Genomic DNA, 21,392 nt, shown 5'->3' with positions numbered 1-21,392 from the left:
TTATTCGTATGCTTTGATTTTACGCAGCGATCTTTTCAGCACGCGCAAAAGAGCCTCTTTTTCATTTAAAATTTTTTCTTCCAGCTCGGCGCGGCGATCGTTTAAGCGGGCGTCCAGAGCCAGCAGATACGCAAACGCGACGCCGCTTTTATCGCTTGCTTTTTGATAGATCGCGATAAAATTTTGCCACACGCTGATATCTTGCAGCGCGCCGAAATCCTCGCAGGCGGCCTTGGTGCGTTTAAACAGCTCCCTGACGCAACCCTCATCAAAGCTTCTTGCAAAAATTTCAAGCGCGTATCGCAGCCTCTTTAGCCCTATGCGCGCGTCGTGAAATACCTGCAGCGATGAGCCTTGCTTTAAATTTTTTAGCTCCGCGCGCAAGCTTTTAATCAGCTTGCAAAGGCGGGCGGAGGCGAACTTTTTTGAAATTTTTTCATATTCGCTGCGCGCGTAGATGCCGTCCGCGCCGTTTAAAAAGCCGCTAATAGCGCCGTTTAAATCTGCAAATTCCGCGCTAGAAAGAAATTCTAAAATTTTATCCTCCGAGCGCTTTACGATAAGATTTAGCTGCTGCAAAAAGCTCACAGGCGCGTCGTCGGCCCTTAAAAACTCCGCAAAAACGTGAAGGTCTCGCAGCTGATTGCTGCGGCTCATAAATTCTGCGAGAAGTTTTAAAATTTCATCCTTTTTTTCCGCTTCGAAAAGCGGCGAGGATAGCTTCAAAACGGCTCTAAATTTACGGATCTGCACGCGCAACTCGTGAAGAGCTTCGGGCGATAGGCTTTTTTGATACTCGCTCTTTGCGCCACACGCCCTCATCCACGCCAGCTCAAGCGCCAAGCGTGCGAGCTTAACGCTGTCCGCATAGGGCGGAGCGAAAAATTTAACTCGGCTAAATTTTTTAAAAACGTTGCGGGCGTGCGCGAAATCAAGCGAGCGCGGCGGTATGCCGTAGCGTGCTAGATAGCGGCTTTTGTAGCGGTAATCGTCTGTGATCTCGCAAAAATCGGTGCTGCCGAAGGTTTTTACAAAATCAAAATTTGCGCTTGCCGCCTCGCTTTGAAATTTTGCTCGTAAAATCGCGAGCGTGCTTAGCTCGCCGTCGTAAAGCTCTAGCCAAAACTCCGCCTCGTCGTTAGCAAAGCCGTAGCGGTTCTTTTGCACGACGCGGGCGATCCTGCTTTTTAAAGCCTCTTTGAAATCATCTTTTGAAATTTTAAAATTTAGAGTTTGTCTGTCGAGATCCTCTTTTTTGTGGTGCAAAGAGCATTCGTCGTTTTGGCGGATATAATAAATTTCGGGATAGAACGAAGTATAAAACCAAGCGATCTTTACCTTGCGACATTTCAGCCCCGCACGCTCTAGCGTCCGCAGAATCGAATCGTCGCTCAATAAAAATTTACGCTTAGTTTGCATACCCGCTCCAAAAATAAAGTGGGTAATAATAGCAGAAAATTCTTTAAACTATCTACACTTTTCGCAGTCTTCGACCGTAGCCGTGATATTTAGCTTGCGGATGAAATTGCCCGCTTTGCGCTCGATGTTTTTCAAAACGTCCTTATTAAAGGCATCATCCATGAAAAGATCCGTGACGTTACCGCATTTTTCGCATACGACGTGGATGTGCGGCATCTGATAAATGTCGTAGCGGCTCTTTTTATTCGGCGCGTTCACCTCGACCACGACCCCTTCGTCGAGCAGGGTGTTTAAATTTTTATAAACCGTCGCTAGCGAAATAGATGGATAGTCCTCCTTGATCCCCTCGTATAGGTCATCTATGCTAGGATGCTCGTGGCGATCCAGCACCTTTAGGATGCACAATCTTTGAGGAGTTGCTTTCAAACCGCAAGTTTTGAGTAGTTCTACGTGGCTCATTTTTGTCCTTCAAAAAATTTTAAAGTGATATTATCAAATTTTACTTTAAACAAAGTTGATATTAACTAATACTTTTTATCACTTAATATTCGCTCGGTTAGAGTTTGGATATCCAAGCCCAAGCTACGCTCCACGTCGGCAGTCTTACCGTGCGGCAAAAAGATATCAGCAAACTCGAAGCTTACGATCTTTACGTCCGAAATTTCATTTTCTTGCAAAAATGCGCTTAAAATTTCACCGACGCCGCCCTTTTTGGCATTGTCGCTAAAGACGTACCAAATTTTATCTTTGCGAGCCAAGCTTCGCAAAAACTCGGCGTCTAAAGGCTTTACAAAGACTAGATCCACGACGTCTGCTTCGATCTGCCCCTCCAGCGCCGCAGCCGTTTTATACGCTCTGCCCGCGCCGTTTCCATAGCCGATGAGAGCTATGCGAGCGTCCGCTCGCTCTTGTAAAAATACCGACTTGCCAAATTTTACGGCAGGCGTAGCTATGGAGTTCTCTAAAATAAAGCTTCCGCGCGGATAGCGGATCGCCAAAACTCCCTCATGCGCGTAGGAGTACTCGATGATTCGTTTAAAGCTCGTCTCATCCCGCGGCGCGCACATACTGACGTTTGGGATCGCATTTAAGAAGCTCACGTCAAAGACCCCCTCGTGCGTCTCGCCGTCCTCGCCCACGATGCCCGCTCGATCCATCGCAAGGACTAAGCTTAAGTTCATAATCGCCGCGTCATGGACGATCTGATCGAACGCGCGCTGCATAAAGGTCGAATATATCGTAACGTACGGCTTAAAACCCTCGCGCGCCATCGCAGCCATCGAGCTTAGCGCGTGAGGCTCCGCGATCGCGACGTCCCAGAAGCGGTGCGGAAATTTCTCGATCAGCTTATCCATGCCGGTGCCGCTTGGCATCGCGGCGGTCACGCCCACGACGTTTTCATGCTTAGCGGCCAAATTTAAAAGCGCTTCGGCATAAATTTGCGTAGCGCTTTTGGCGGCGGATTTTTTCTTAAATTCTCCGCTTTGAATGTCGAAAGGCCCTACGCCGTGCCAGCTCTCCAAATATCCCTCGGCCTTGTCGTAACCCTTGCCTTTGATCGTTTGAGCGTGCACGACGACGGGTTTGCGCGCGCTTTTTGCCGTCTTTAGCGCCGATATGAGATCGGCTAGGTCGTGGCCGTCCACCGGGCCGATGTATTCGAGCCCCAGCTCCTCAAAATACATCCCAGGTATAATGAGTTTTAAGGAATTTTCAAAGCGCTTTGCCATGTATGTGGCACTTTGCGGAGCGTGCGAAAGTAGCTCTCTTACGTGGGATTTAAATTTTTGATAGGTCTCGCCCGCCATCGCTTGGCTTAGGTATTTGCTAAAGGCGCCGATCGGCTTGCTGATACTCATTTTATTATCATTTAGGATGATGATGCAGGGCAGGCGCAGATCGCCTAACTCGTTCATCGCTTCGTAAGTCATGCCGCCGCTCATCGAGCCGTCGCCGATGAGCACGACCGGCACGCGATCTTCGCGCTTTAGGTTTATTGCTTTTGCGGCACCCACGGCTAAAGAGATCGATGTCGAGGCGTGTCCTGCGACGAAGTAATCAAATTTGCTCTCGCTAGGCTTCGTATAGCCGCTGATGCCGCCGAACTGTCTAAGCGAGCCGAACTCCTCCCAGCGGTCCGTTAGAAGCTTGTGTGCGTAGCTTTGGTGGCTTACGTCGAAGATAAACGGATCGCTCGCGGCGTCAAATACGTAGTGCATCGCCACGATGAGCTCGACCGCGCCCATGTTTGAGCTTAGATGGCCGCCGTTTTTGCTCACGACTTCGATTATGCGCGCTCTAATCTGCGTGCAAAGCTCCCGTAGCTCCTCTAGGCTTTTATTTTTAATATCCACTCAAAATCTCTCCCAGCGTGCCAAAGACGCGATTGTTTTGCTCAGGCGTGCCGATCGTGATGCGCACAGCGTTTAGTCCGTAGCTTTTTAAATTTCTAATGATGATGCCGCGGCGTAGAAGCTGCTCGCAAAGCTCGCTACTATCTAGCGGCGGGCTAAGTTTGAACGTGATGAAATTTGCGTAGCTAGGGATAAATTCTAAGCTTTGCTCGCGCGCAAAATCCTCGAAGCGGCTCATCTGCGCGGCGTTGTTTTGCAGGCTCTTTTGCACGAAAGCCTCGTCTTTTAGCGCCGCGATCGCCGCTGCGAGGCTAAGCGTCGTGATGTTAAAGGGCGGTCGCAGCTTATAAAGCGCGCTTATGATTACGCGCGACGCGATACCGTAGCCTACGCGCATGCCGCCCAGCCCATAGACCTTCGAGAAGGTGCCCAGATAGAGCACGTTTTTAAAATTCCCAATTAAAAGCTTAGGATCAAGCCTCTTGCGCTCGTCTTTAAACGCTGCAAATTCGTTATATGCGGCATCGATCACTAAAAGCGTATTCTCATCTACGCTGCTGGCGAACTCATACACCGCCTCCGCATCCAAGCACTCGCCCAGCGGATTGTTCGGCACACACAAAAAGATGACCGAAATTTCATCCCTGTGCGCGTTATAAATTTTTAAAAGTTCGGCTAGGTCGTGCTCCTGCGCGCTCGTTTTGTAAACTTTAGCCTCGCAGTGGCTTGCGTAGATGCCGTACATCGCGAAAGTGACGCCCGCTTGCAGTATCGCGCGGCGCGAATTGAGCTTGGCGTGCAGCGCAAACTCAATGATCTGATCGCTACCCGCGCCGATGATGATATTTTGCGGCTCTACGGCGAATTTAGAGGCGAGCGCGCCCTTTAGCTCATACATCGAATCATCGGGGTAAAGATGCGCGCGTGCCGCGTTTTGCACGATTGCATCCTGCACCGCCTCGCTCGTGCCGAAGGGGTTTTCGTTGCTGGCAAGCTTTAACACGTCCTGCTTGCGGATACCAAACTCCCGCACCACAAGCTCGATCGGCTTGCCCGCTTCGTAATTGCTTAGATTTTCTACGAATTCGTTAAATTTCATCACTCCCCTCCGTTTATATAGCTTCCCAGCCAGGTGACTTCGTGCCCGTTTTTCTGCGCGTTTTGCAGCACGCGCGCCACGCGCTCGTCGTCGATGTGCCCCTCAAAATCGACATAAAAGACGCATTTAAAATCCCTAAGCTTAACAGGGCGGCTTTCTAATTTGGTTAAATTTATCCCCTCGTTGCGAAACATCTGCAAAAGGTCCACGAGTCCGCCCGGGCGGTCGTCGGTTTTGGCTAGAATGCTCGTTTTGTTGCGGTCGCTCTTTTGGTTTTTAAAGTCGCTGAGCACGAAAAAGCGCGTACGATTGGCGGAGTTGTCCTCGATCTTTTGAAACATCATCGGCACGCCGTAAAGATCGGCGGCGATCTTGGAGCAGATCGCGGCGGAGTGCGGCGTGGCAGCCGCCATCTGCGCCGCAAGCGCGGTAGATTTGGTCGCGGTAAATTTAACGCCGTTAAGGCCGTGATCGTCTAAAAATTTAAGACACTGATTGTATCCCTGCGGATGCGAGAATATCTGATCCACCGTGCTTACGTCGTCGCAGTGGCTCGCAAAGCAGTGGTGGATATCCATATAAATTTCGGCGACGATCTTGACGCCTTCGTATTTTCGTAAGCAATCAAGCGTCGCTCCCACCGCGCCTTCGGTGTTGTTTTCGATCGGCACGACGCCGTATTTGGCCTCGCCGCTATCAAGCTCCTTAAAGACCGCTTCGATGTTCGAGAGCGGCAGATAGGAGCTTACCGCGCCGAAGCGGCTCTTGGCGGCTTGGTGCGAATAGGTGCCGAAAGGCCCCAAAAACGCGACGATCTGCGGCTTTTCTAAATTTCGCGAAACCGAAAAAATTTCAAAAAATATCGCCTCGATCGCCTCTTTGCTTAAATTTCGCGCCTTCCCGCCGTCCAGCCTGCTAATGATCGAGCGCTCGCGCTCCGGGCGGTAGATCGCGCTGCCCGCGGTCTGCTTCAGCTCGCCGATCTTTTTGACAAACCCCATGCGCTCGTCGATAAGGCGCAAAATTTCATCATCCAGTCTGTCAATACAAACGCGCAGATCATCGATATTTTGCATCACAACCCTCCTTTTGCTCGCCCCTAAATTTCGGTTTTAAAAATTTCACGCCGCCACTCTTGCCGCAGGCTTTGAAATTCTTACCGCGCGATCTTAAAATTTCATCGCTTGCGATTGCCGCGCCGCAACTTCCGCGCGCTAAGAAGGCGCGATAAAATTCGTCGCAGCGAGATCTGAAATTTAAAGGGGCGCGGTTAAAATTTAAAACGGGGTCTTGTTTTGCCTTAAAATTTAGAAGCGCATTTTGTTTGGATTTGAAATTTGAAGCGGCGGTGCATCCTGGCTTGGAATTTAAAGCGACGGTGCGTTTAAAATTTAAGGCCGCGCTCGTTGCGGCGTTAAAATTTAAAGCCGCTGCACGCTCGGATTTGAAATTTAAAACCGCACCCTGTTTTAGACGGCTCGCCGCGCGGATCATACGAAATCCTTTTCGAGCGCGATTAGCTCATCAAAGCTTTCGCGCTTTCTAATCAGGCGGTCCTGCCCGTCGTAAACCGCGACCTCTGTGGCGCGACAGCGGGTATTGTAGTTGCTAGACATCGAAAAACCGTAGGCGCCGGCACTTTTTATCGCGAGCAGATCGCCGCTTTGTAGGCTAGGCAGGCTAACGCCTTTGGCTAAAAAGTCGCCGCTTTCGCATATCGGGCCCACGACGTCGCAGGAGCTTAAGCTCTCTGCGGAGCTTTGCGGCGCAGAATTATCCACGGCGGAGCTTAGATTAGAGGAATTCTGTGGCGCAAAATTTCCTTGCAAGCTTTGTGAAACGCCGTTTTGCGGCGTGGAATTCTGCGGTGCGAAATCCTCTGAAGCGGGCTTAGCCTCGATACCGAAAGCTTTGCTATGTGTGAAATTCTGCGCCGTAGAATTCTCGGTGTCGCTTTGGCTCGCGAAGCTTTCACAGGCGGAATTGCGCTCGCTTACAAGCTCGATTTTATGGTGCGCGCCGTAGAGGCTCGGGCGTATGAGATCGTTCATCGCGCCGTCAACTATGACGAAGCGCTTGCCGCAGTTTTGTTTTTCGTAAAGCACGCGGGTAAGAAATACCCCCGCAGCTCCCGTGATGAAGCGCCCCGGCTCGCACACGATCGTGACATCTAGACCGCTTAGGCTACGCAAAATCCCCTGCGCGTAGTCGTAGAGCACGATCTGTTTTTCATCCTCGTAGCGGATGCCGATGCCGCCGCCCACGTCGAAAAATTTTATATCGATCTCAAGGGCTCGTAGCTCTCGCAGCAGATCGCTTACTATTTTTGCGGCGTCGCAGATCGGAGAGATGTCCGTGAGCTGGCTACCGATGTGAAAGTGGATACCGACGGGATTTAAAAATTTGCTCTTTTTGGCGTAGATATACATCTTGCGCGCGGTCTCGATGCTGACGCCGAATTTGTTTTCGCTAAGCCCCGTGGAGATGTAAGGATGGGTCTTAGCATCAACGTTTGGATTTACGCGGATGCTGATGCGAGCGGGCTTATTTAGATTTTGCGCGATCCGCTCCAGGCGCAGCATCTCGGCCTCGCTTTCTAAATTTATCAGCAAGATGTCCGACTTTAGCGCAAACTCGAGCTCGCTGTCTTGCTTGCCGACGCCAGAGAATATGATCTTATAGCTCTTTGCGCCGATATACAGAGCGCGGCGCAGCTCACCGATGCTGACGCAATCAAAACCGCTGCCTAGATCTGACAAAAACTTCAAAACGCTAAGGTTAGAATTGGCTTTAATCGCGAAGCAGACGAGCGACTTGCGCGCCGCGAAGGCCTCTTTGAGCGCTATGAAATTCTTTTGTATCTCGTTAAAATCGTAAACGTATAAAGGGGTGCCGTATTTGCGGGCTAAGCTTGAAGAATCCATAGAATTTCCACCGATAAATTTTGCGCCATTCTAACAAATCAAGGCTTAACGATGCTTAAAAACTAAAAATGCCGCAAAGCCTAATAGCGCTGTTATGGGCACGATAATGCCAAGTTCTGGGATGATGACGCCGTTGAGAGAAAACCTAATTAACACGAAAAGCACGCCCCAAGCGCATAGCGTAGCGATAAAAAATCCAAAACTTAGCAGCGCGAGATTAAAAAATCGCCCCGTAACGGGCAGGTAATAATACAGCACCAATACCGCCAAGGGCGCAAATAACGGAAAAAATATCATATTATAAAGGCTTGCTTTTATGGTGGAGATATTAACGCCTTGATGCGAAAAGGTACGGATCGAACGCAAAGCATCCCTGATCGAATATACATTACTCGTATCATAAACGCTTGCAATTGAGCTTGGATCAAAGCCCTTAAGCGCCTCGCTCTGCGCGCTAAGCTTACTTTTTAATCCACTTCCTCCAAGCTTAAGCTGCACTGGTAAAGTCGTGGTATTTACGTCGCGCAGATGCCAAATTTTACCTGCGTATTCGCCAGAGCTTGCGTGCGAGCGCGAAGCAACGGAGTTATCACCCATATCAAAGATTGTTATATCATTTGCGTTTTTACCGTTTAGAGCTTTGATATAGACATATTTACCCTCAAATTTCAAAAACATATCTCCTCCCGTAGGCGATAAATCGGTTAAATTCTTTTGAAATTTTAATGCGTATGCAAACGGGGTGGAATTTAAAGCTATAAAGCCTGCAGTAATCGCAAGTGCGATCAAAAATGGAGGGATTATCAGAGCGTTTTTACTAACTCCAAGCGCATAAAAGCTCACCAGCTCGTTGCTACGGATCATATTAAAGCCCATCAAAATAAGCGCAAAAATAAGACTTAGCGGTAGCGTGTAGCTAAGCGCGACCGCTGCGGTTAGAGCGATATACAAAAGAGCGGCATTCGCGCTTGAGGGAAAATCTTTGAGATTTGTAAGCACATCGATGCCTACATAAAAGCACTCAAGGGCTATTAGCAGGATAAAAAAATACTTCAGATAGGAAAGAGCCGCGTATTTTACGTATAACTTCACACCCTAGCCTTTTTAATCGTAAATTTTTGCGCGATCTGCTCTATATCCGAGCAAATGAGTTCCTCTACCGCGCGCGCGACGTAGGGTAAAATTTCACTCAGCTTCTCGCGCTCGCTTTCGTTAAAATTTCCGAGCACGAAATTTGCCGCATCCTGGTCCTGCCGTTTTTTGCCCACGCCGATACGCACGCGCTCGTAATCTGCACCGATTAGCGCATCAATCGATTTGATGCCGTTGTGCCCGCCGCTACTGCCGCCTTTTTTAAATTTAACGGCGCCCAGATCCAAATCTATATCGTCGTGCACCACAATGATGCGCTCGGGCTTGTAAAAATCATTCACCGCCTTTACGGAGTTGCCGCTTAAGTTCATAAAAGTTTGGGGTTTTAAAAGAAGCAGCGAGCCCTTTTTAAAAAGCTCGCCTTGGAATTTAGACGCGCCAAGCTCGCTAAAACCGCCCGTCTTTAAAATTTCGTCGATTAGCATAAAACCGACGTTGTGTCTGGTGTCTGCGTATTTCTGAGCAGGATTCCCAAGTCCTGCGATCAGTATCATAGGCACCCCTATTTAGCCGAAGTAACTCCGACTACCGCTATTGAGCCGTCTAGGATGATGCTGACGCCCTCTTTTACCGGAATGTCGCGGATCAAAAGCGAATCGCCTACATCAAGATCACTCACATCGAGCGTAAAATCGTTTGGTAGATCTTTGCCTGCGCATTTTACGGCTATACGGCGCTTGGATTGCACCAAGATACCTTTATTTTTTAGCCCTTTAGCGACGCCAGTTACTTTAACCGGCACTAAATATTTGCTTACCACGTCATCCTGAACTACGCGCAAATCTACGTGGGTTAGGGTATTTGTGACGGGGTGCTTTTGGTATTCTTGCACGATGACGCGATATGTCTTACCATCCACGCTAACCTCGAAAGGAAGATCTTCTTTTGCGCGCATAGCTTTGATAAAGTCGTTTACTTTAAACGCTGCGTTAATATTTTCAAATCCTTTCGCATAAATATTAGCGATTAGATAACCATCTCGTTTTAGGGATTTTGAAGCCCTCTTACCGATACTATCTCTAACGATACCTTCTAACATTAGGTTTCCTTTGTGAAAAAATGAAGCGTTATAATAGCAAAATGTTGCTTTAAATCTATTTAAGCGCCACGATGAAATTTAGAAGTAAAGCCGCACGGAATTTAGCCGATTAAAATTTACGCTAAATCCTGCAAGTCACGGCATATTTGTACACAATGGGACAGACGAATAGAATTCTGCCTGCGCGGCGGCAGGCAGAATTCTTTAAAATTTTAAATTGCAAAAATTTAGAATTTTAAAATTTATGACTTAGCGGATCTCTTTTAGCTGTACGACTTCGCCGGCGAGCATCTCTTCGGCGCTCTCTCCGGATTCTGCTGCCAAATCCCTTTTTTTGGCAAGATCGACGTTTTTGATCTGCAGATCGAGGTCGTTTCGCTTAGAGGCCTTATCCAGCGCCTCCTCGCGGGTAATGACGCCATCTCTATAAAGATCGAGCAGGTGCTGATCGAAGGTCTGCATGCCGTAGGTGTTGCGACCATCGGCGATCGCGTCTGGAATTTCATCGTCACGCGCATCAAGTATCATATCCTTAATACGGGTGTTTTTGCGTAAAATTTCAACGACGGCTACGCGCTTGCCCTCGATAGTACGAGCAAGGCGCTGAGAGATGACTGCCTCTAGGACGGATGCTAGCGTCATTCGGATACGCTCCTGTTCCGCCTGCTCAAACATTGCGATGATTCGGTTTACCGTCTCTTTTGCGTCGATGGTGTGCACCGTCGAAAACACTAAGTGGCCCGTTTCCGCGGCGTGAAGTGCGGTCTCGATCGTCTCCAAATCGCGCATCTCGCCCACAAATATAACGTCCGGGTCTTCTCTCAGCGCAGCGCGAAGCGAATCTGCGAAGTTATTGCAGTCCTCGCCGATAGCGCGCTGATTGATGATGCATTTATCGTCTTTAAATACGAACTCGACGGGATCCTCGATCGTAACGACGTGGCTGGTTCTTTGCCTATTTATACGATTTATCATACTTGCGATCGTTGTCGTCTTTCCGCTTCCCGTAGGTCCCGTAAGTAGCACGACGCCGCGCATAGCCGTGTCGCAAATATCTTTGATCGAAGGCGGCAGACCTAGATCGTCGATCTCTGGAATTTTAACCGGGATCGTTCGGAAAACCGCGCTGATACCGTCGATCTGAAAAAAAATATTAACGCGGAAGCGATAATCTTCGTTTAGCTTGTAGGTAAAATCCACGCTCTTTTTCTCGATAAGCTCCGGAAAGCGCGTGATGAGAAGCTCCTTAGCTAGCGTCATCGCGTCTTCTTTTAAAAATGGCGTTTTGCTAAATTTTACTAGCTCGCCGTGGATACGACCTCTGATAACCGCGCCCGATTTTATATGAAGGTCGCTACCGCCATTTTGGATTAGAAATTCCAAATATTTATTTAGCCTGTCTCGCTGCTTAAAATCCAGCGTAGAAGCGTCAACTTGATACTGCGAATAATCTATAGAACCCGCCATCATTTCTCCTTTTTAAGTGTTTTTATTATCTCTTTAAATGCTTCTTCAAAGGCCACCAGTCCGTCATCCAGCAGCTTTTTATACGCCTTTTTCATATCGATCTTCGCCTCCGCTACGCGAGCGAAAAATTCCTCTATCTGCGCATCGCTAGGCGGCATTTTGGGCTTTTGATCGCCGCTTACAAAAGCCTCTATCGTCTCAAGTGGCGCGGTGTTTACGCAGCCCGGATACATCAGCTCGCTTACGTAGTAATCCTTCGGCAGATCGTCTCCTTTTACGCCCGTACTTGCAAACAGCGGCTTAGCGTAGCTTAAACCCTCTGCGGCTATGATATTATAGCACTTCGCGGCGTTCATTATGCCGATTTTGCCGGTAGGAAGGCCCGCCGTGGCCATTTTTTCATCCAGTAACCTATCGAAGCGGCTAACGAAGATGCTAATTACGGTTTTTGGTAAATTTGCTTTCGGGAAGTAGCGGCGAAAGCCTGCAATTCCCTCTTTTATCGCCTCGATACATTTTGCGGTCTGCTCAGGCGAAAAAACCAAGGTCGCGTTTACGCTGATCCCCTTTTTCAGTAGATCGCGCATCGCTTCGTAGCCCGCCTTGGTCGCAGGGATTTTGATCATAACGTTTGGCATGCCGATCGTGCCGTATAGGTGTTTGCCCTCGCGATACATCGCCTCGGCGTCGTCTGCAAAGTATGGATCGACCTCGATACTCACAAAGCCGTCATCGCCGTTAATAAAATTTTTAAGCAGGCTCTCCGCCGCGCTTCTGATGTCCGCGGTGGCTAAAATTTCATATAGCTTTTTAGGCTCTTTTTTTCTAAATTCCTCTTTGGCCGAGTCGTATGCGGGGGAGCTTAGGATTGCGTTTTTAAAGATCGCGGGATTGGAGGTAGCGCCGTTAATTATGCCTTTTTTGATCAGCTCGTCGAAATCTTTATCGATAAAATCGCGCTCCAAAAAGTCGCACCAAAGGCTGAAATTTAGGGCTTTATCATACATATTTCATAATCTCCTTCAAATCCTTTTTTTCAATGCATACGCTCGCGTGCTCTTTTAAAATTTCATTCGCGCAAAAAGCAATTTTAAGTCCCGCCTCGCGAAACATCGAAACGTCGTTCGCACCGTCTCCCACGCACATTACCTCGCTTGCTTTTAAGCCCATCAGCGATTTAAGCTGTGCAAGCAGGACGCCTTTTGAGTAGCCGAACATCATCTCGCCGCCGAAAAGCCCGGTTAAAATTCCGTCTTTTTCATGCAGATAGTTCGCAAAGCTTGCGTCAAAGCCTAGTTTTTTCTGCGCGGCGTCGGTAGCGAGATGAAATCCGCCGCTAAAGACGATCACCTTTATGCCTTTATTTTTCAGATACGCGATGATCTCGCTAGCGCCGCAAACGAAAGGCAGGCCTTCCGCGATAGCTTTAGCATCGCTAAGCTTCATTCCCTTTATCAGCGCCACGCGCTCGCTAAGGCTCTCGAAAAAATCAAGCTCTCCCGCCATCGCGCGCTTCGTAATTTCGCTAACTTGTCGCTGCGTGCCCATTTTAGCGGCGAAAAAACCTATCGTCTCGCCGTCCATCAGCGTAGAATCAAAGTCAAAAACACAAAGCTTTATCATAAATATCCTCGCAAAAATTTAGGAATTATAGCTAATTTAAGTTTAAGTTTTTTGGAATTAGCATAAATTTTTCGCTTTTTGCGACCTCGTAAATTTTGCTCCCAGCCCCGAACGAGCACAAATTTATATATTTTTTCTCGCCGAAATATAAAATTTCATCTTGATGATAGTGGCCTTCGATGATTAAATTTGCCGCATAAAAATCGATCTTCGGCGCGATTATATCCTTAAAATTTGGCATTTTTTTGTATAGATTTTTCCCCTCTTGCGATTTTAAGATCATCTTTGAAATTTTAAATTTTAAAGCGCGATCGAGTAGATCCATAAATTTCAGAAAAGCTCTATTTCGTAGCGAAAGCAGCGCAAACTGTGTCAGGCGCGGCAAAAACAGATCGCCGTGCGCAATCTGTACCGTCTCGCCGCTCTCGCAGATAAATTTAACGGGCTGCGCGGCGTTTGGATAAACTTTTGCGCGGGGGAAAATTTCGCGCAGATTAAAATCGTGGTTGCCCTCGAAGTAAAAAATTTCGCATTTTCGCGACAGCTCGTTTATTAGCGCGATCTCCTCTTCGTATAGGCGCTGCACGTAGGTCGTGTTTGCCAAAAAATCAAACATATCGCCCATCATAAAAATTTGAGGCGGCGGCGCGGGCTCAGCCTTCAGCGCGCGCAGAAATTTCAAAAATTGCGGTCTGCTTGCGCCCGCGTGCGCATCGCCGATAAAGATAGCACCTGGTTTTATCGTCTGAATTTGATCATTTTGCATCTAGGCTCCCGCGCGTAACGGCTTTTGCGAAAAAGTTCATCGCTTAAATTCCGTGTGCGATACGCGGCAACGCCGTAGCTTCGGCGAATCCGCACATTAAATTTGCGTTTGCGACCGCCTGCGACGATGCTCCGCGCAAAAGATTATCGATCGCCGAGTTAATCCAAATTTTATCGCCGGCAGTTTTTATAAAAATATCGCAAAAGTGCGTCCCTGCGACGTTTTTTATACTCACGGGCTCGCTTAGGACGCGCACGAAAGGCTCATTTGCGTAAAACTCCCGCAGCACCGCCTCTGCGTCCACGCTCTTTTGCAGTACGCCAAACGCGCTAACTAGCATTCCGCGCGTAATCGGCAGCAAATTCGGCACGAAAATCGTGCTAAATTCGCTGCCTTTTAAAATTTGCAGCTGCTCTTTGATCTCGTCTGCGTGGCGATGCGAGATCGGCGAGTAGGCGCCCGCGTTTTCGTTCGCGCTTACGAAATGGCTGCTCGTTTTAAGAGCCTTGCCCGCGCCGCTTACTCCGCTTTTTGCGTCGATAAATACGCCGATACTAGGATCTAGTAGCCGCACGAACGGCGCGAGCGCCAAAATAGAGCAGGTAGGATAACAGCCCGGATTTGCCGTAAGGCGCGCGGCGCGGATCTTTTCGCGATTTAGCTCAGGCAGTCCGTAAACGGCGTGGGCTAAATTACGAGGGTCTAAATGCGCGGTGTAATTTTTCTCGTAAAGCTCGCGGCTTAGGCGGTAATCGGCGGATAGATCGACTACCTTGACGCTTTTAAATTTTAAAATTTCGCGGGCAAATTTCATCGCTTTTTCATGCGGCAGCGCCAAAAAAATAAGATCGCACGCCTTTGCGGCATCGGCGGCATCGGCAACTCGTACCGGCATCTGCAAAACTCCGCGAAGTTGCGGGAAAATTTCGCTTATCTCGCCCTGCGTCGAGGCGCCTAAATACGAAATTTCAAAGCCCGGGTGGGAAAGTAGAATTTTAATCAGTTCAAGCCCCGTATAGCCGCTAACGCCGATGATTCCCGCTTTTTTCATCTTATTTTCCAAATTTGATCGGCCTGTATTCAACGCTTAGAATTTCTACGTCGCGCGTGCCGGATGGGAGCTGAAGCACCACCTCATCGCCCTCAGCTTTACCTAAAAGCTGGCGCGCAAGCGGAGTGTTTATATTGATAAGTTTGCGCGAGATATCCGCTTCGCTAAGGCCTACGATCGTGTAGATCTCCTCCCGCTCGGTCTCTACGTCCATAAAGGTAACGGTGGAGCCGAATTTTACGCGGTCGTGTTCGTAGGTCGAGGGGTCGATGATTTTACTTCGAGAGACGATGTCGCTAAGTTCGGCGATGCGCGATAGCAGAAACGCCTGCTCTTCGCGCGCCGCGTGGTACTCGGCGTTTTCTTTCAGATCGCCGTGTCCGCGCGCGATGTCGATCTGCTGGACTATGTGAGGTAGCTTCACGCTCTGAAGCTCCTTGAGCTCGGAGGTGATCTTTTCATATCCGTAAAGCGTCATTGGTTCTGTCGTCATAATCTTCCTTTCTTTTTATCAAATTATATAAGCTTTAGCCTTAAAATTTTAGCTCGCAGACTGCGTTAAAATTTTTGCCACGTTTTCGCTGGAGCCGAATTTCAGATAATCTAGCAGCTTCTCGCTCGCAAGTTTAAATTTAGCGGCGTCGCAGCGCTCGTATGCGGCGAGTAGGTTTTGCGCGCTTACTTCGCCTTGCAAAAGCTCCTCATGTAACGGCTCCTCGCCCAAAAAATCAAAAATAATATTCGCAAGCCCCACGTGCTTTAGCTTTACGAGTTTTCGCGCGAGCCAAACGTCAAACGCGCGCGCTTTGTAGCACAGCACGAACGGAGTGCCGATGAGCGCCGCCTCAAGCGTCGCCGTGCCAGAGCAGATGAAGGCAAAATCGCAATCCTTAAGCGTAGCAGGAGTATCGTTTGCGATGCTAAAGCCGTCCAGAGGCCCGTAAATTTCATCCCTTTGATCCATCAGATGCGGCGGGATTATCAAGGTTCGCTCGCTATTTTCAAATTTAGGCGCAAGGGCTCTAAAAATCGGCATCAGTCTTGAAATTTCAGCTCTGCGTGAGCCCGGCATAAAGGCGATCTTGCCCTGCTTTTCGTAGCTTGTTTTTTGGAATTTTATCTCGTCAAGCAGCGGATGTCCCACGAAAGAGTACTTTGCGGTTTTAGCGCTTTGCTCGCTCGGGTGCGAGGCATTCTCTTTCTGCGCAGCGTCTTTATCTTTTGTTTCTTGTGCTGCAGCATCTTTGCTCTCCGCTTCTTGCGGCACGGCACCTTTATCTCCCTCGCAATCCGCGCCGAAAAATTTCGCCTCAAAAGGCCAGATGGAGAGCAGATTATCGCAAAACGCCTTCAGCTTCTCCGCTCTGTGCGGCTTCCACGCCCAAACCTGCGGCAGGATATAATATGAAATTTCCGCGCGCGCGCCGCTTTCTTTGATCGCGCGAGCAAGCGGCAGATTAAATGCGGGCGAGTCGATCAAAAGCGCGCGATCGCATTCCGCCGCAAGTCGCGTCATCTGCGTTATCGCGCGCTTGGCTTTTAAAATCAGCGGCAAAATTTCTATAAAGCCCATCGCCGAAAATTCGCTGCTTTTGTATATCGGCGAGCCCAGCTTTTCATCGAAAATTCCGCAAATTTCGTAAGCGGGATCGAGCCTTTTAAGATGCGCTAGAACCTCTTTAAAATGCAGATTCGCCGAGGGTTCTAGGCAAGAGATTAAATATTTCAAATTTAGCCTTTTAAATTTTTGTTAATTATAGCAAAATGTGCTAAAATTAAGCCGACAAAGGATTTAAGATGAGAAATTTTAAAATTTTAGCGCTATGCGGCGCGTTCGCGATGTTGCTGGGCGGTTGCGGCGCGGCTAAATACCAAAAGCGTCAAGTCACCGAGGATCCCGCAGTAACGGCGCGTTTTGAGGCGCTTAGTAAGCTAGGCTCGCCCGCACTCGTCGCTAAAGCCGCAGCTAGCGAGATCGCAGCAGACGTAGGCGGCACCAAGTCTCACGTTAAGGTCGCGCAGTTTGCCTTCCTCGAAGAAATTAGCGCGCAAGGAAGCGATCTGATCTATGCCTACTCGCTAAGCCCTGGCTGGGCGAGCTTGAAAAGCTCCGATCGGCAAAAATATCTCAAACTGCTAACCAAGGATATTACCGAAAATGACTGCAACGCACCTAGTACGCGAGCTTTATTGCGAAGCGGAGTGCGTGAAGTGCACCGATTTTTCTACGATTATCCGAGCTCGCACCTACTTGATTCGCAGGTGAGCGAGGAGATATGCCGTAAAGCGGGGTTGTAGAATATCTCGCATAATTTTATGCCGCGGATTTACATCGGCGCGAAAATTTAAAAGGCGAGATTTTGCGGCGAGTTGCGGAGTGCGGTCGCAAAATTTAAGGAATTTCGAAAACTAAATTTAGGCGATGAAATTGCATAGCAGGCTATAAAATTTGTAGCAAAAAGACGGAATTTTTCTATGAATTTTGTGATCTAAGTTTCGTGATGGAATTTTTGCGAAAAAATTTGGCACGATGAAATTTTACGCCGCGCAAGCTAAGTAGCAATTTTTGCATAGTAAAGAATTGAGCGCTAGAATTTTTGCAGACGGAATTCTGCCCCGATAGGCCTGTCGTGAAATTTTAGCTAAAGAGAGAAAATGAAAGAAATTTTAATCACCAATGACGACGGATTCGAAGCGCGCGGTCTTTTAGAACTTGCAAGCGCGCTAAGATCGGTCGCAAACGTCACCATCGTAGCGCCAAGCTCGGAAAAATCGGCATGCTCGCACTCGCTCACGCTCACACGCCCGCTTAGATTTGTAAAGCTCGACGACGGATTTTTCAAACTCGACGACGCTACGCCCGCAGACTGCGTATATTTGGCGCTCCGCGCGCTGTATAACCGCAAGCCCGATCTTGTGATAAGCGGCATAAATCACGGCGCCAACGTCGCCGAGGACGTGACCTATTCGGGCACTTGCGGAGGCGCGATGGAGGGGGTTTTGCAAGGCATTCCCGCGCTTGCGGTGAGCCAGTTTTACGTCGCGGACTCGCTACAGCGATACGGGTTTGATCTCGCATGCGAGCTTGCGGTTGATTTGGTGGGAAAAATTTTCAAAAACGGCTTTCCGCTGCCGCCAAAGCAGTTTTTAAATTTAAACGTCCCTGCCGTTTCAAAGCAAGATTTTAAGGGACTAACGGTCGCGCCATGCGGCGAGAAGCTCTACGACACCGACGCACAGCTAAACCGCAATCCGCGCGGGATGGAGTATTATTGGCTCGGCAAATCTACGCTCAGTTTTGATGCGAGCAAAAACGAAAACAGCGACATTTCGGCACTTTTTGAGGGGCGGGCGACGCTAAGTCCGATTAAGCTAAATTTAACCGCGCACGAGCAGATGAGCGCGCTAGAAAGGTGGATGAGAAACGATGAGTGAGGTCGTAATAGACCGCTTTTCGCGCTCGCGCCTGCTTTTTGGCGAGGATTTTGCAAGGCTGCAAAGCGCTAAAATTTTAATCTGCGGCTGCGGCGGCGTGGGCGGAGCGGCGATAGAGGCGCTGTACCGCAGCGGCGCGGTAGGTTTAAGCGCGATCGATTGCGATCGCTTCGAGATCACCAATCAAAACCGCCAGCTTGGAAGCGAGCACGTAGGCGAGCTAAAATGCGAGGTTTTTGCGCGCAAATTTAAAGGCGTGACGCCGATCGCCGCTAGGATCGATGAGGAATTTTTGTCGGAATTTGATCTGGCGCAATTTGATTTCGTAATCGATGCGATCGACGACGTGGGCGCCAAGATCGCGCTTGCGCTGCGCTGCAGCGAGGCGGGCGCGGGCTTCGTAAGCTCGATGGGCGGCGCAAAGAGGCTCGATCCCGCTAAAATCGAAATCCGCTCAATCTGGCGGACGCAAGGCGATCCGCTCGCGCGCAAGATCAGATCTGAGCTGCGAAAGCGCGGCTTTGCGGGCGATTTTGACGTCGTCTGCTCGAGCGAGCCGCCGCGCGTCAAATCGATGGGTAGCTTCATGGGCGTGACTGCGAGCTTCGGGCTTTTCATCGCAAGCTACGTCGTGCGCAGGCTGATAGGCGAGCGATAAATTTAAACGCTTAAAATTTTATAGCGTTTCGGAGTGTGGATCTGCCTGATCGTGTTTAGCGGTTAAATTTTAGATATTTTGAGCTTACGATCCGAGCGCGCTTTGCATGCGGTACGGCTAGCTGGTGCTTTGCGGCGCGCGATGCGGTTAAAATTCAAAAGCGGCGAAAGCGGAATTTTACCGGACGACGAAGACAAAATTTCCTCGGCGCGAATGTGAAATTTAATTTGCAGCGAAGGATAAAATTTTATCCGCAAAGCTCAGCGCAGGCTCGGCGAGAGATAAAATTTAAAGATCACACAAGCTACGCGTGCATATCTATAGTATGCGGTGCGCCGTTTTAGCGGGCGCCAAATAGCGGTCTAGGATTAAAAATTTAAATAGGCGGGTCACGAGCTTGCTCGTGAGCGAAATTTAAGCAAGCCAAGTTTACGCAAATGTTCTTTGCGGCGGATTTTCATAGTAGCGCGGTAAAATTTTATCGCAGTTTCGCGTGCTCTCCGATGCAAAAAGAGGCGCGCTCAGGCAAGCAAAACCAAATTAGCGTGCATCAGCCGCCGCGTAGCGCCTAAATAAGCGTAAAGTGTAAGCAGGGCTCAAGCAAACGCAGCGGCAAGCCTACTTCTAAATTCCATTTTTTACCGCTCGCAAAAAGCGGAATTTAGAAATTTAATTTAAAGGAGCAGCGATGAATGAAATTTTTACACGCACGAGCGTGCGAAACTTTACCGAGAAAATGCCGAGCGACGATCAGATTGAGCTCGTGCTAAAAGCCGCGATGCAAGCCCCTAGCGCGGGCAACCAGCGCTCATGGGAGTTTTACGTAGTACGCGACCGCACCACGCTTACGCTACTTAGCAGCGTCGGCACCTACGGCGGCTGCACGAAAGATGCGCCGCTTGCGATCGTGGTCTGCACGCGCAAAAGCGGCTTAAAATTCCAACCCTACGCTCGCTACGACTGCGCTTGTGCGGCAGAAAATCTTTGGCTGGCGGCGCATCATTTAGGGCTTGGCACCACGTGGCTGGGCGTAGCGCCCGATATTTACGCGATGGAGCGCGTAAGAGAAATTTTGGATCTGCCTGGGCATTTGGAGGCGTTTTGCATTATGCCTTTGGGCTTTCCGTCTCGCGTCACAAAGGCGCACTCGCGCTTTGAGCCCGCTAAAATTCACTTCGTAGGCTAGATATGTTTATTTCGCAGAGTAAAATCGACGATCTAATCGCTAGCGACGGTGCGTTTTTGGACCTTACGACCGAGCTTTTGCAAGACTCCGTGGATCTAAACGCGCCCGCAAGACTTTCGATCGTAACGAGGCAGGATCTGATCTTTAGCGGCGGGCAGATCGCGCGCGAAGTAGCGGCGCGCTTTGGTTGCGAGACGCAGCATCTAGCGCGCGAGGGAAGCGCATTTTGCGCGGGAGAAGAAATTTTTAGCGCGCAGGGGAGCTTCGAGAGTTTGCATAAGGCTTGGAAGATCGTTCAGATCGTGTTTGAGTACTCCTGCAAAATTTCTACTTACGCGCACGAGATGGTTGCACTGATGCAAGAGGCGAATCCGCGCTGCGTGCTGGGTGCGACGCGCAAGAGCTTTCCTTTTGCGAAGGAGCTTTGCGTAAATGCGCTGATCGCGGGCGGCGGGACGATGCACCGCCTAGGGTTGCACGACAGCATCCTGTTTTTTTCAAATCACATTCGCGCGTTTGCGAGCTTTAGCGAGTTTTGCGCGCAGATCGCTAAATTTAAAGAGCGCGCGCCCGAGCGAAAGATAATGATCGAAGTGGCAAGCGAGCGCGAATTTAGCGAACTTTTAAGCTACGCACCCGATGTGATAATGTGCGATAAGATGAGCCCGGGCGAGCTTAGAGCCTGCGTTTTGAGGCGAGATGAAGCGGCGCCGCAGATTAAAATTTGCGCCGCTGGCGGTATAAATAAAAATAACTGCGCAGAGTTTGCAGCTACCGGCGCGGACGTGCTCGTAAGCTCGGCGGTTTGGAATCAAGGCGTGTGCGATCTTAGTGGAAAGATAGAATTTATATAAATATTAAATTTTAAATTTAAGGCGCAAAAGTCTAAAATAGGGCATAAAAAACGCAATTTATTAATAAATAAGAGTATATTTTGTAGAATTCTTAAAATTTTAAAAAAAGGATTTTCATGAAAAAAATTGCATTTATTTTGGCGCTTGCGGCAAGCGTTTCGTTCTGCGCGGATCAGCTGATAATCGCGGCCGGCGGCGGATACAAAAAGCCCGTCTCGGCCGTGATCGAAAATTTGAAAAAAGAAGGCATGGACGTGGTGGGATCGTTTGCCAACCTCGGCCAGCTCGTCATTCAGTCGCGCGAGAATAAAATTTCATTCATCGTGGGCGACGAGGCGTTTTTGAAAAAAAAAGCGATCTAAATA

The 21,392-nt window shown here is 49.1% G+C and carries 23 protein-coding genes; 6 read left to right on the top strand and 17 right to left on the bottom strand.

The genetic code is table 11. The features are described 5' to 3' along the window. The 17 genes from Q0380_RS06480 to Q0380_RS06400 form a co-directional block, all read right to left on the bottom strand. Positions 1–1,419, bottom strand: coding sequence for a CHAD domain-containing protein (locus Q0380_RS06480; RefSeq protein ID WP_298961602.1), 1,419 nt, complete (start codon positions 1,417–1,419; stop codon positions 1–3). Between the two features lie 48 nt (positions 1,420–1,467). Then, a complete protein-coding gene (locus tag Q0380_RS06475) occupies positions 1,468–1,878 on the bottom strand; it encodes a Fur family transcriptional regulator (protein ID WP_005869540.1) in 411 nt (136 codons plus the stop codon). A 65-nt stretch (positions 1,879–1,943) separates the two neighbouring features. Beyond that, positions 1,944–3,773, bottom strand: a complete 1,830-nt coding sequence (dxs, locus tag Q0380_RS06470; RefSeq protein ID WP_298961599.1) for a 1-deoxy-D-xylulose-5-phosphate synthase — start codon at positions 3,771–3,773, stop codon at positions 1,944–1,946. Continuing rightward, positions 3,763–4,872, bottom strand: coding sequence for a histidinol-phosphate transaminase (hisC, locus tag Q0380_RS06465; RefSeq protein ID WP_298961596.1), 1,110 nt, complete (start codon positions 4,870–4,872; stop codon positions 3,763–3,765). Before hisC ends, dxs begins: the two co-directional genes overlap by 11 nt. Then, the gene (pheA, locus tag Q0380_RS06460; RefSeq protein ID WP_298961593.1) at positions 4,872–5,948 is read right to left on the bottom strand and encodes a prephenate dehydratase; all 1,077 of its coding nucleotides are present in this window, start codon (positions 5,946–5,948) and stop codon (positions 4,872–4,874) included. Before pheA ends, hisC begins: the two co-directional genes overlap by 1 nt. Beyond that, positions 5,932–6,366 carry a hypothetical protein gene (locus Q0380_RS06455; protein WP_298961590.1) on the bottom strand — a complete coding sequence of 145 codons (435 nt, stop codon included), beginning with the start codon at positions 6,364–6,366 and terminating at the stop codon, positions 5,932–5,934. Before Q0380_RS06455 ends, pheA begins: the two co-directional genes overlap by 17 nt. After that, on the bottom strand, positions 6,363–7,796 hold the full coding sequence (lysA, locus tag Q0380_RS06450) for a diaminopimelate decarboxylase (RefSeq protein ID WP_298961587.1): 1,434 nt from the start codon (positions 7,794–7,796) through the stop codon (positions 6,363–6,365). Before lysA ends, Q0380_RS06455 begins: the two co-directional genes overlap by 4 nt. Before the next feature lie 45 nt (positions 7,797–7,841). After that, positions 7,842–8,888, bottom strand: a complete 1,047-nt coding sequence (locus Q0380_RS06445; RefSeq protein WP_298961584.1) for an LptF/LptG family permease — start codon at positions 8,886–8,888, stop codon at positions 7,842–7,844. After that, the gene (gene pth, locus Q0380_RS06440) at positions 8,885–9,442 is read right to left on the bottom strand and encodes an aminoacyl-tRNA hydrolase (protein ID WP_298961581.1); all 558 of its coding nucleotides are present in this window, start codon (positions 9,440–9,442) and stop codon (positions 8,885–8,887) included. Before pth ends, Q0380_RS06445 begins: the two co-directional genes overlap by 4 nt. A gap of 8 nt (positions 9,443–9,450) precedes the next feature. Continuing rightward, positions 9,451–9,987 (bottom strand): 50S ribosomal protein L25/general stress protein Ctc, encoded by a 537-nt coding sequence (locus Q0380_RS06435; RefSeq protein ID WP_298961579.1) that lies wholly within the window; start codon positions 9,985–9,987, stop codon positions 9,451–9,453. A gap of 249 nt (positions 9,988–10,236) precedes the next feature. Beyond that, positions 10,237–11,454: a PilT/PilU family type 4a pilus ATPase gene (locus tag Q0380_RS06430; RefSeq protein WP_005869553.1), complete on the bottom strand. Its 1,218-nt coding sequence runs from the start codon at positions 11,452–11,454 to the stop codon at positions 10,237–10,239. Then, complete coding sequence (locus Q0380_RS06425) at positions 11,454–12,461, bottom strand: transaldolase (protein WP_298961577.1); 1,008 nt, start codon at positions 12,459–12,461, stop codon at positions 11,454–11,456. The genes Q0380_RS06430 and Q0380_RS06425 overlap by 1 nt, the downstream gene beginning before the upstream one ends. Further along, positions 12,454–13,077 (bottom strand): phosphoserine phosphatase SerB, encoded by a 624-nt coding sequence (serB, locus tag Q0380_RS06420; RefSeq protein WP_298961575.1) that lies wholly within the window; start codon positions 13,075–13,077, stop codon positions 12,454–12,456. The genes Q0380_RS06425 and serB overlap by 8 nt, the downstream gene beginning before the upstream one ends. A 31-nt stretch (positions 13,078–13,108) precedes the next feature. Beyond that, a complete protein-coding gene (locus tag Q0380_RS06415; RefSeq protein ID WP_298961573.1) occupies positions 13,109–13,843 on the bottom strand; it encodes a metallophosphoesterase in 735 nt (244 codons plus the stop codon). Between the two features lie 43 nt (positions 13,844–13,886). Further along, positions 13,887–14,894: an N-acetyl-gamma-glutamyl-phosphate reductase gene (gene argC / locus Q0380_RS06410; protein ID WP_298961571.1), complete on the bottom strand. Its 1,008-nt coding sequence runs from the start codon at positions 14,892–14,894 to the stop codon at positions 13,887–13,889. A 1-nt stretch (position 14,895) separates the two neighbouring features. Continuing rightward, complete coding sequence (gene greA / locus Q0380_RS06405; protein WP_298961568.1) at positions 14,896–15,387, bottom strand: transcription elongation factor GreA; 492 nt, start codon at positions 15,385–15,387, stop codon at positions 14,896–14,898. Between the two features lie 48 nt (positions 15,388–15,435). Beyond that, positions 15,436–16,623, bottom strand: coding sequence for a lipid-A-disaccharide synthase (locus Q0380_RS06400; protein ID WP_298961565.1), 1,188 nt, complete (start codon positions 16,621–16,623; stop codon positions 15,436–15,438). 68 nt (positions 16,624–16,691) lie between these two features. On the opposite strand from Q0380_RS06400, the gene Q0380_RS06395 reads away from it, so the two are divergent. The 6 genes from Q0380_RS06395 to Q0380_RS06370 all read left to right on the top strand — a co-directional run bounded on the left by Q0380_RS06395 (position 16,692) and on the right by Q0380_RS06370 (position 21,389). Further along, on the top strand, positions 16,692–17,192 hold the full coding sequence (locus tag Q0380_RS06395) for a hypothetical protein (protein WP_298961562.1): 501 nt from the start codon (positions 16,692–16,694) through the stop codon (positions 17,190–17,192). A gap of 357 nt (positions 17,193–17,549) precedes the next feature. Further along, positions 17,550–18,329, top strand: a complete 780-nt coding sequence (gene surE, locus Q0380_RS06390) for a 5'/3'-nucleotidase SurE (RefSeq protein ID WP_298961559.1) — start codon at positions 17,550–17,552, stop codon at positions 18,327–18,329. Then, positions 18,322–18,987, top strand: coding sequence for a ThiF family adenylyltransferase (locus Q0380_RS06385; protein ID WP_298961556.1), 666 nt, complete (start codon positions 18,322–18,324; stop codon positions 18,985–18,987). Before surE ends, Q0380_RS06385 begins: the two co-directional genes overlap by 8 nt. A 688-nt stretch (positions 18,988–19,675) precedes the next feature. Next, entirely contained in the window at positions 19,676–20,173 is a 498-nt protein-coding gene (locus Q0380_RS06380) for a nitroreductase family protein (RefSeq protein ID WP_291938251.1), read from the top strand. A gap of 2 nt (positions 20,174–20,175) precedes the next feature. Beyond that, complete coding sequence (gene modD / locus Q0380_RS06375) at positions 20,176–21,027, top strand: ModD protein (protein WP_298961550.1); 852 nt, start codon at positions 20,176–20,178, stop codon at positions 21,025–21,027. Between the two features lie 116 nt (positions 21,028–21,143). Further along, on the top strand, positions 21,144–21,389 hold the full coding sequence (locus Q0380_RS06370; protein ID WP_298961547.1) for a hypothetical protein: 246 nt from the start codon (positions 21,144–21,146) through the stop codon (positions 21,387–21,389). Positions 21,390–21,392: the final 3 nt, after the last annotated feature.

This window comes from uncultured Campylobacter sp., from assembly GCF_937959485.1.
GTDB lineage: Bacteria > Campylobacterota > Campylobacteria > Campylobacterales > Campylobacteraceae > Campylobacter_B.
This window is presented reverse-complemented; position numbering and strand designations above follow the sequence as displayed.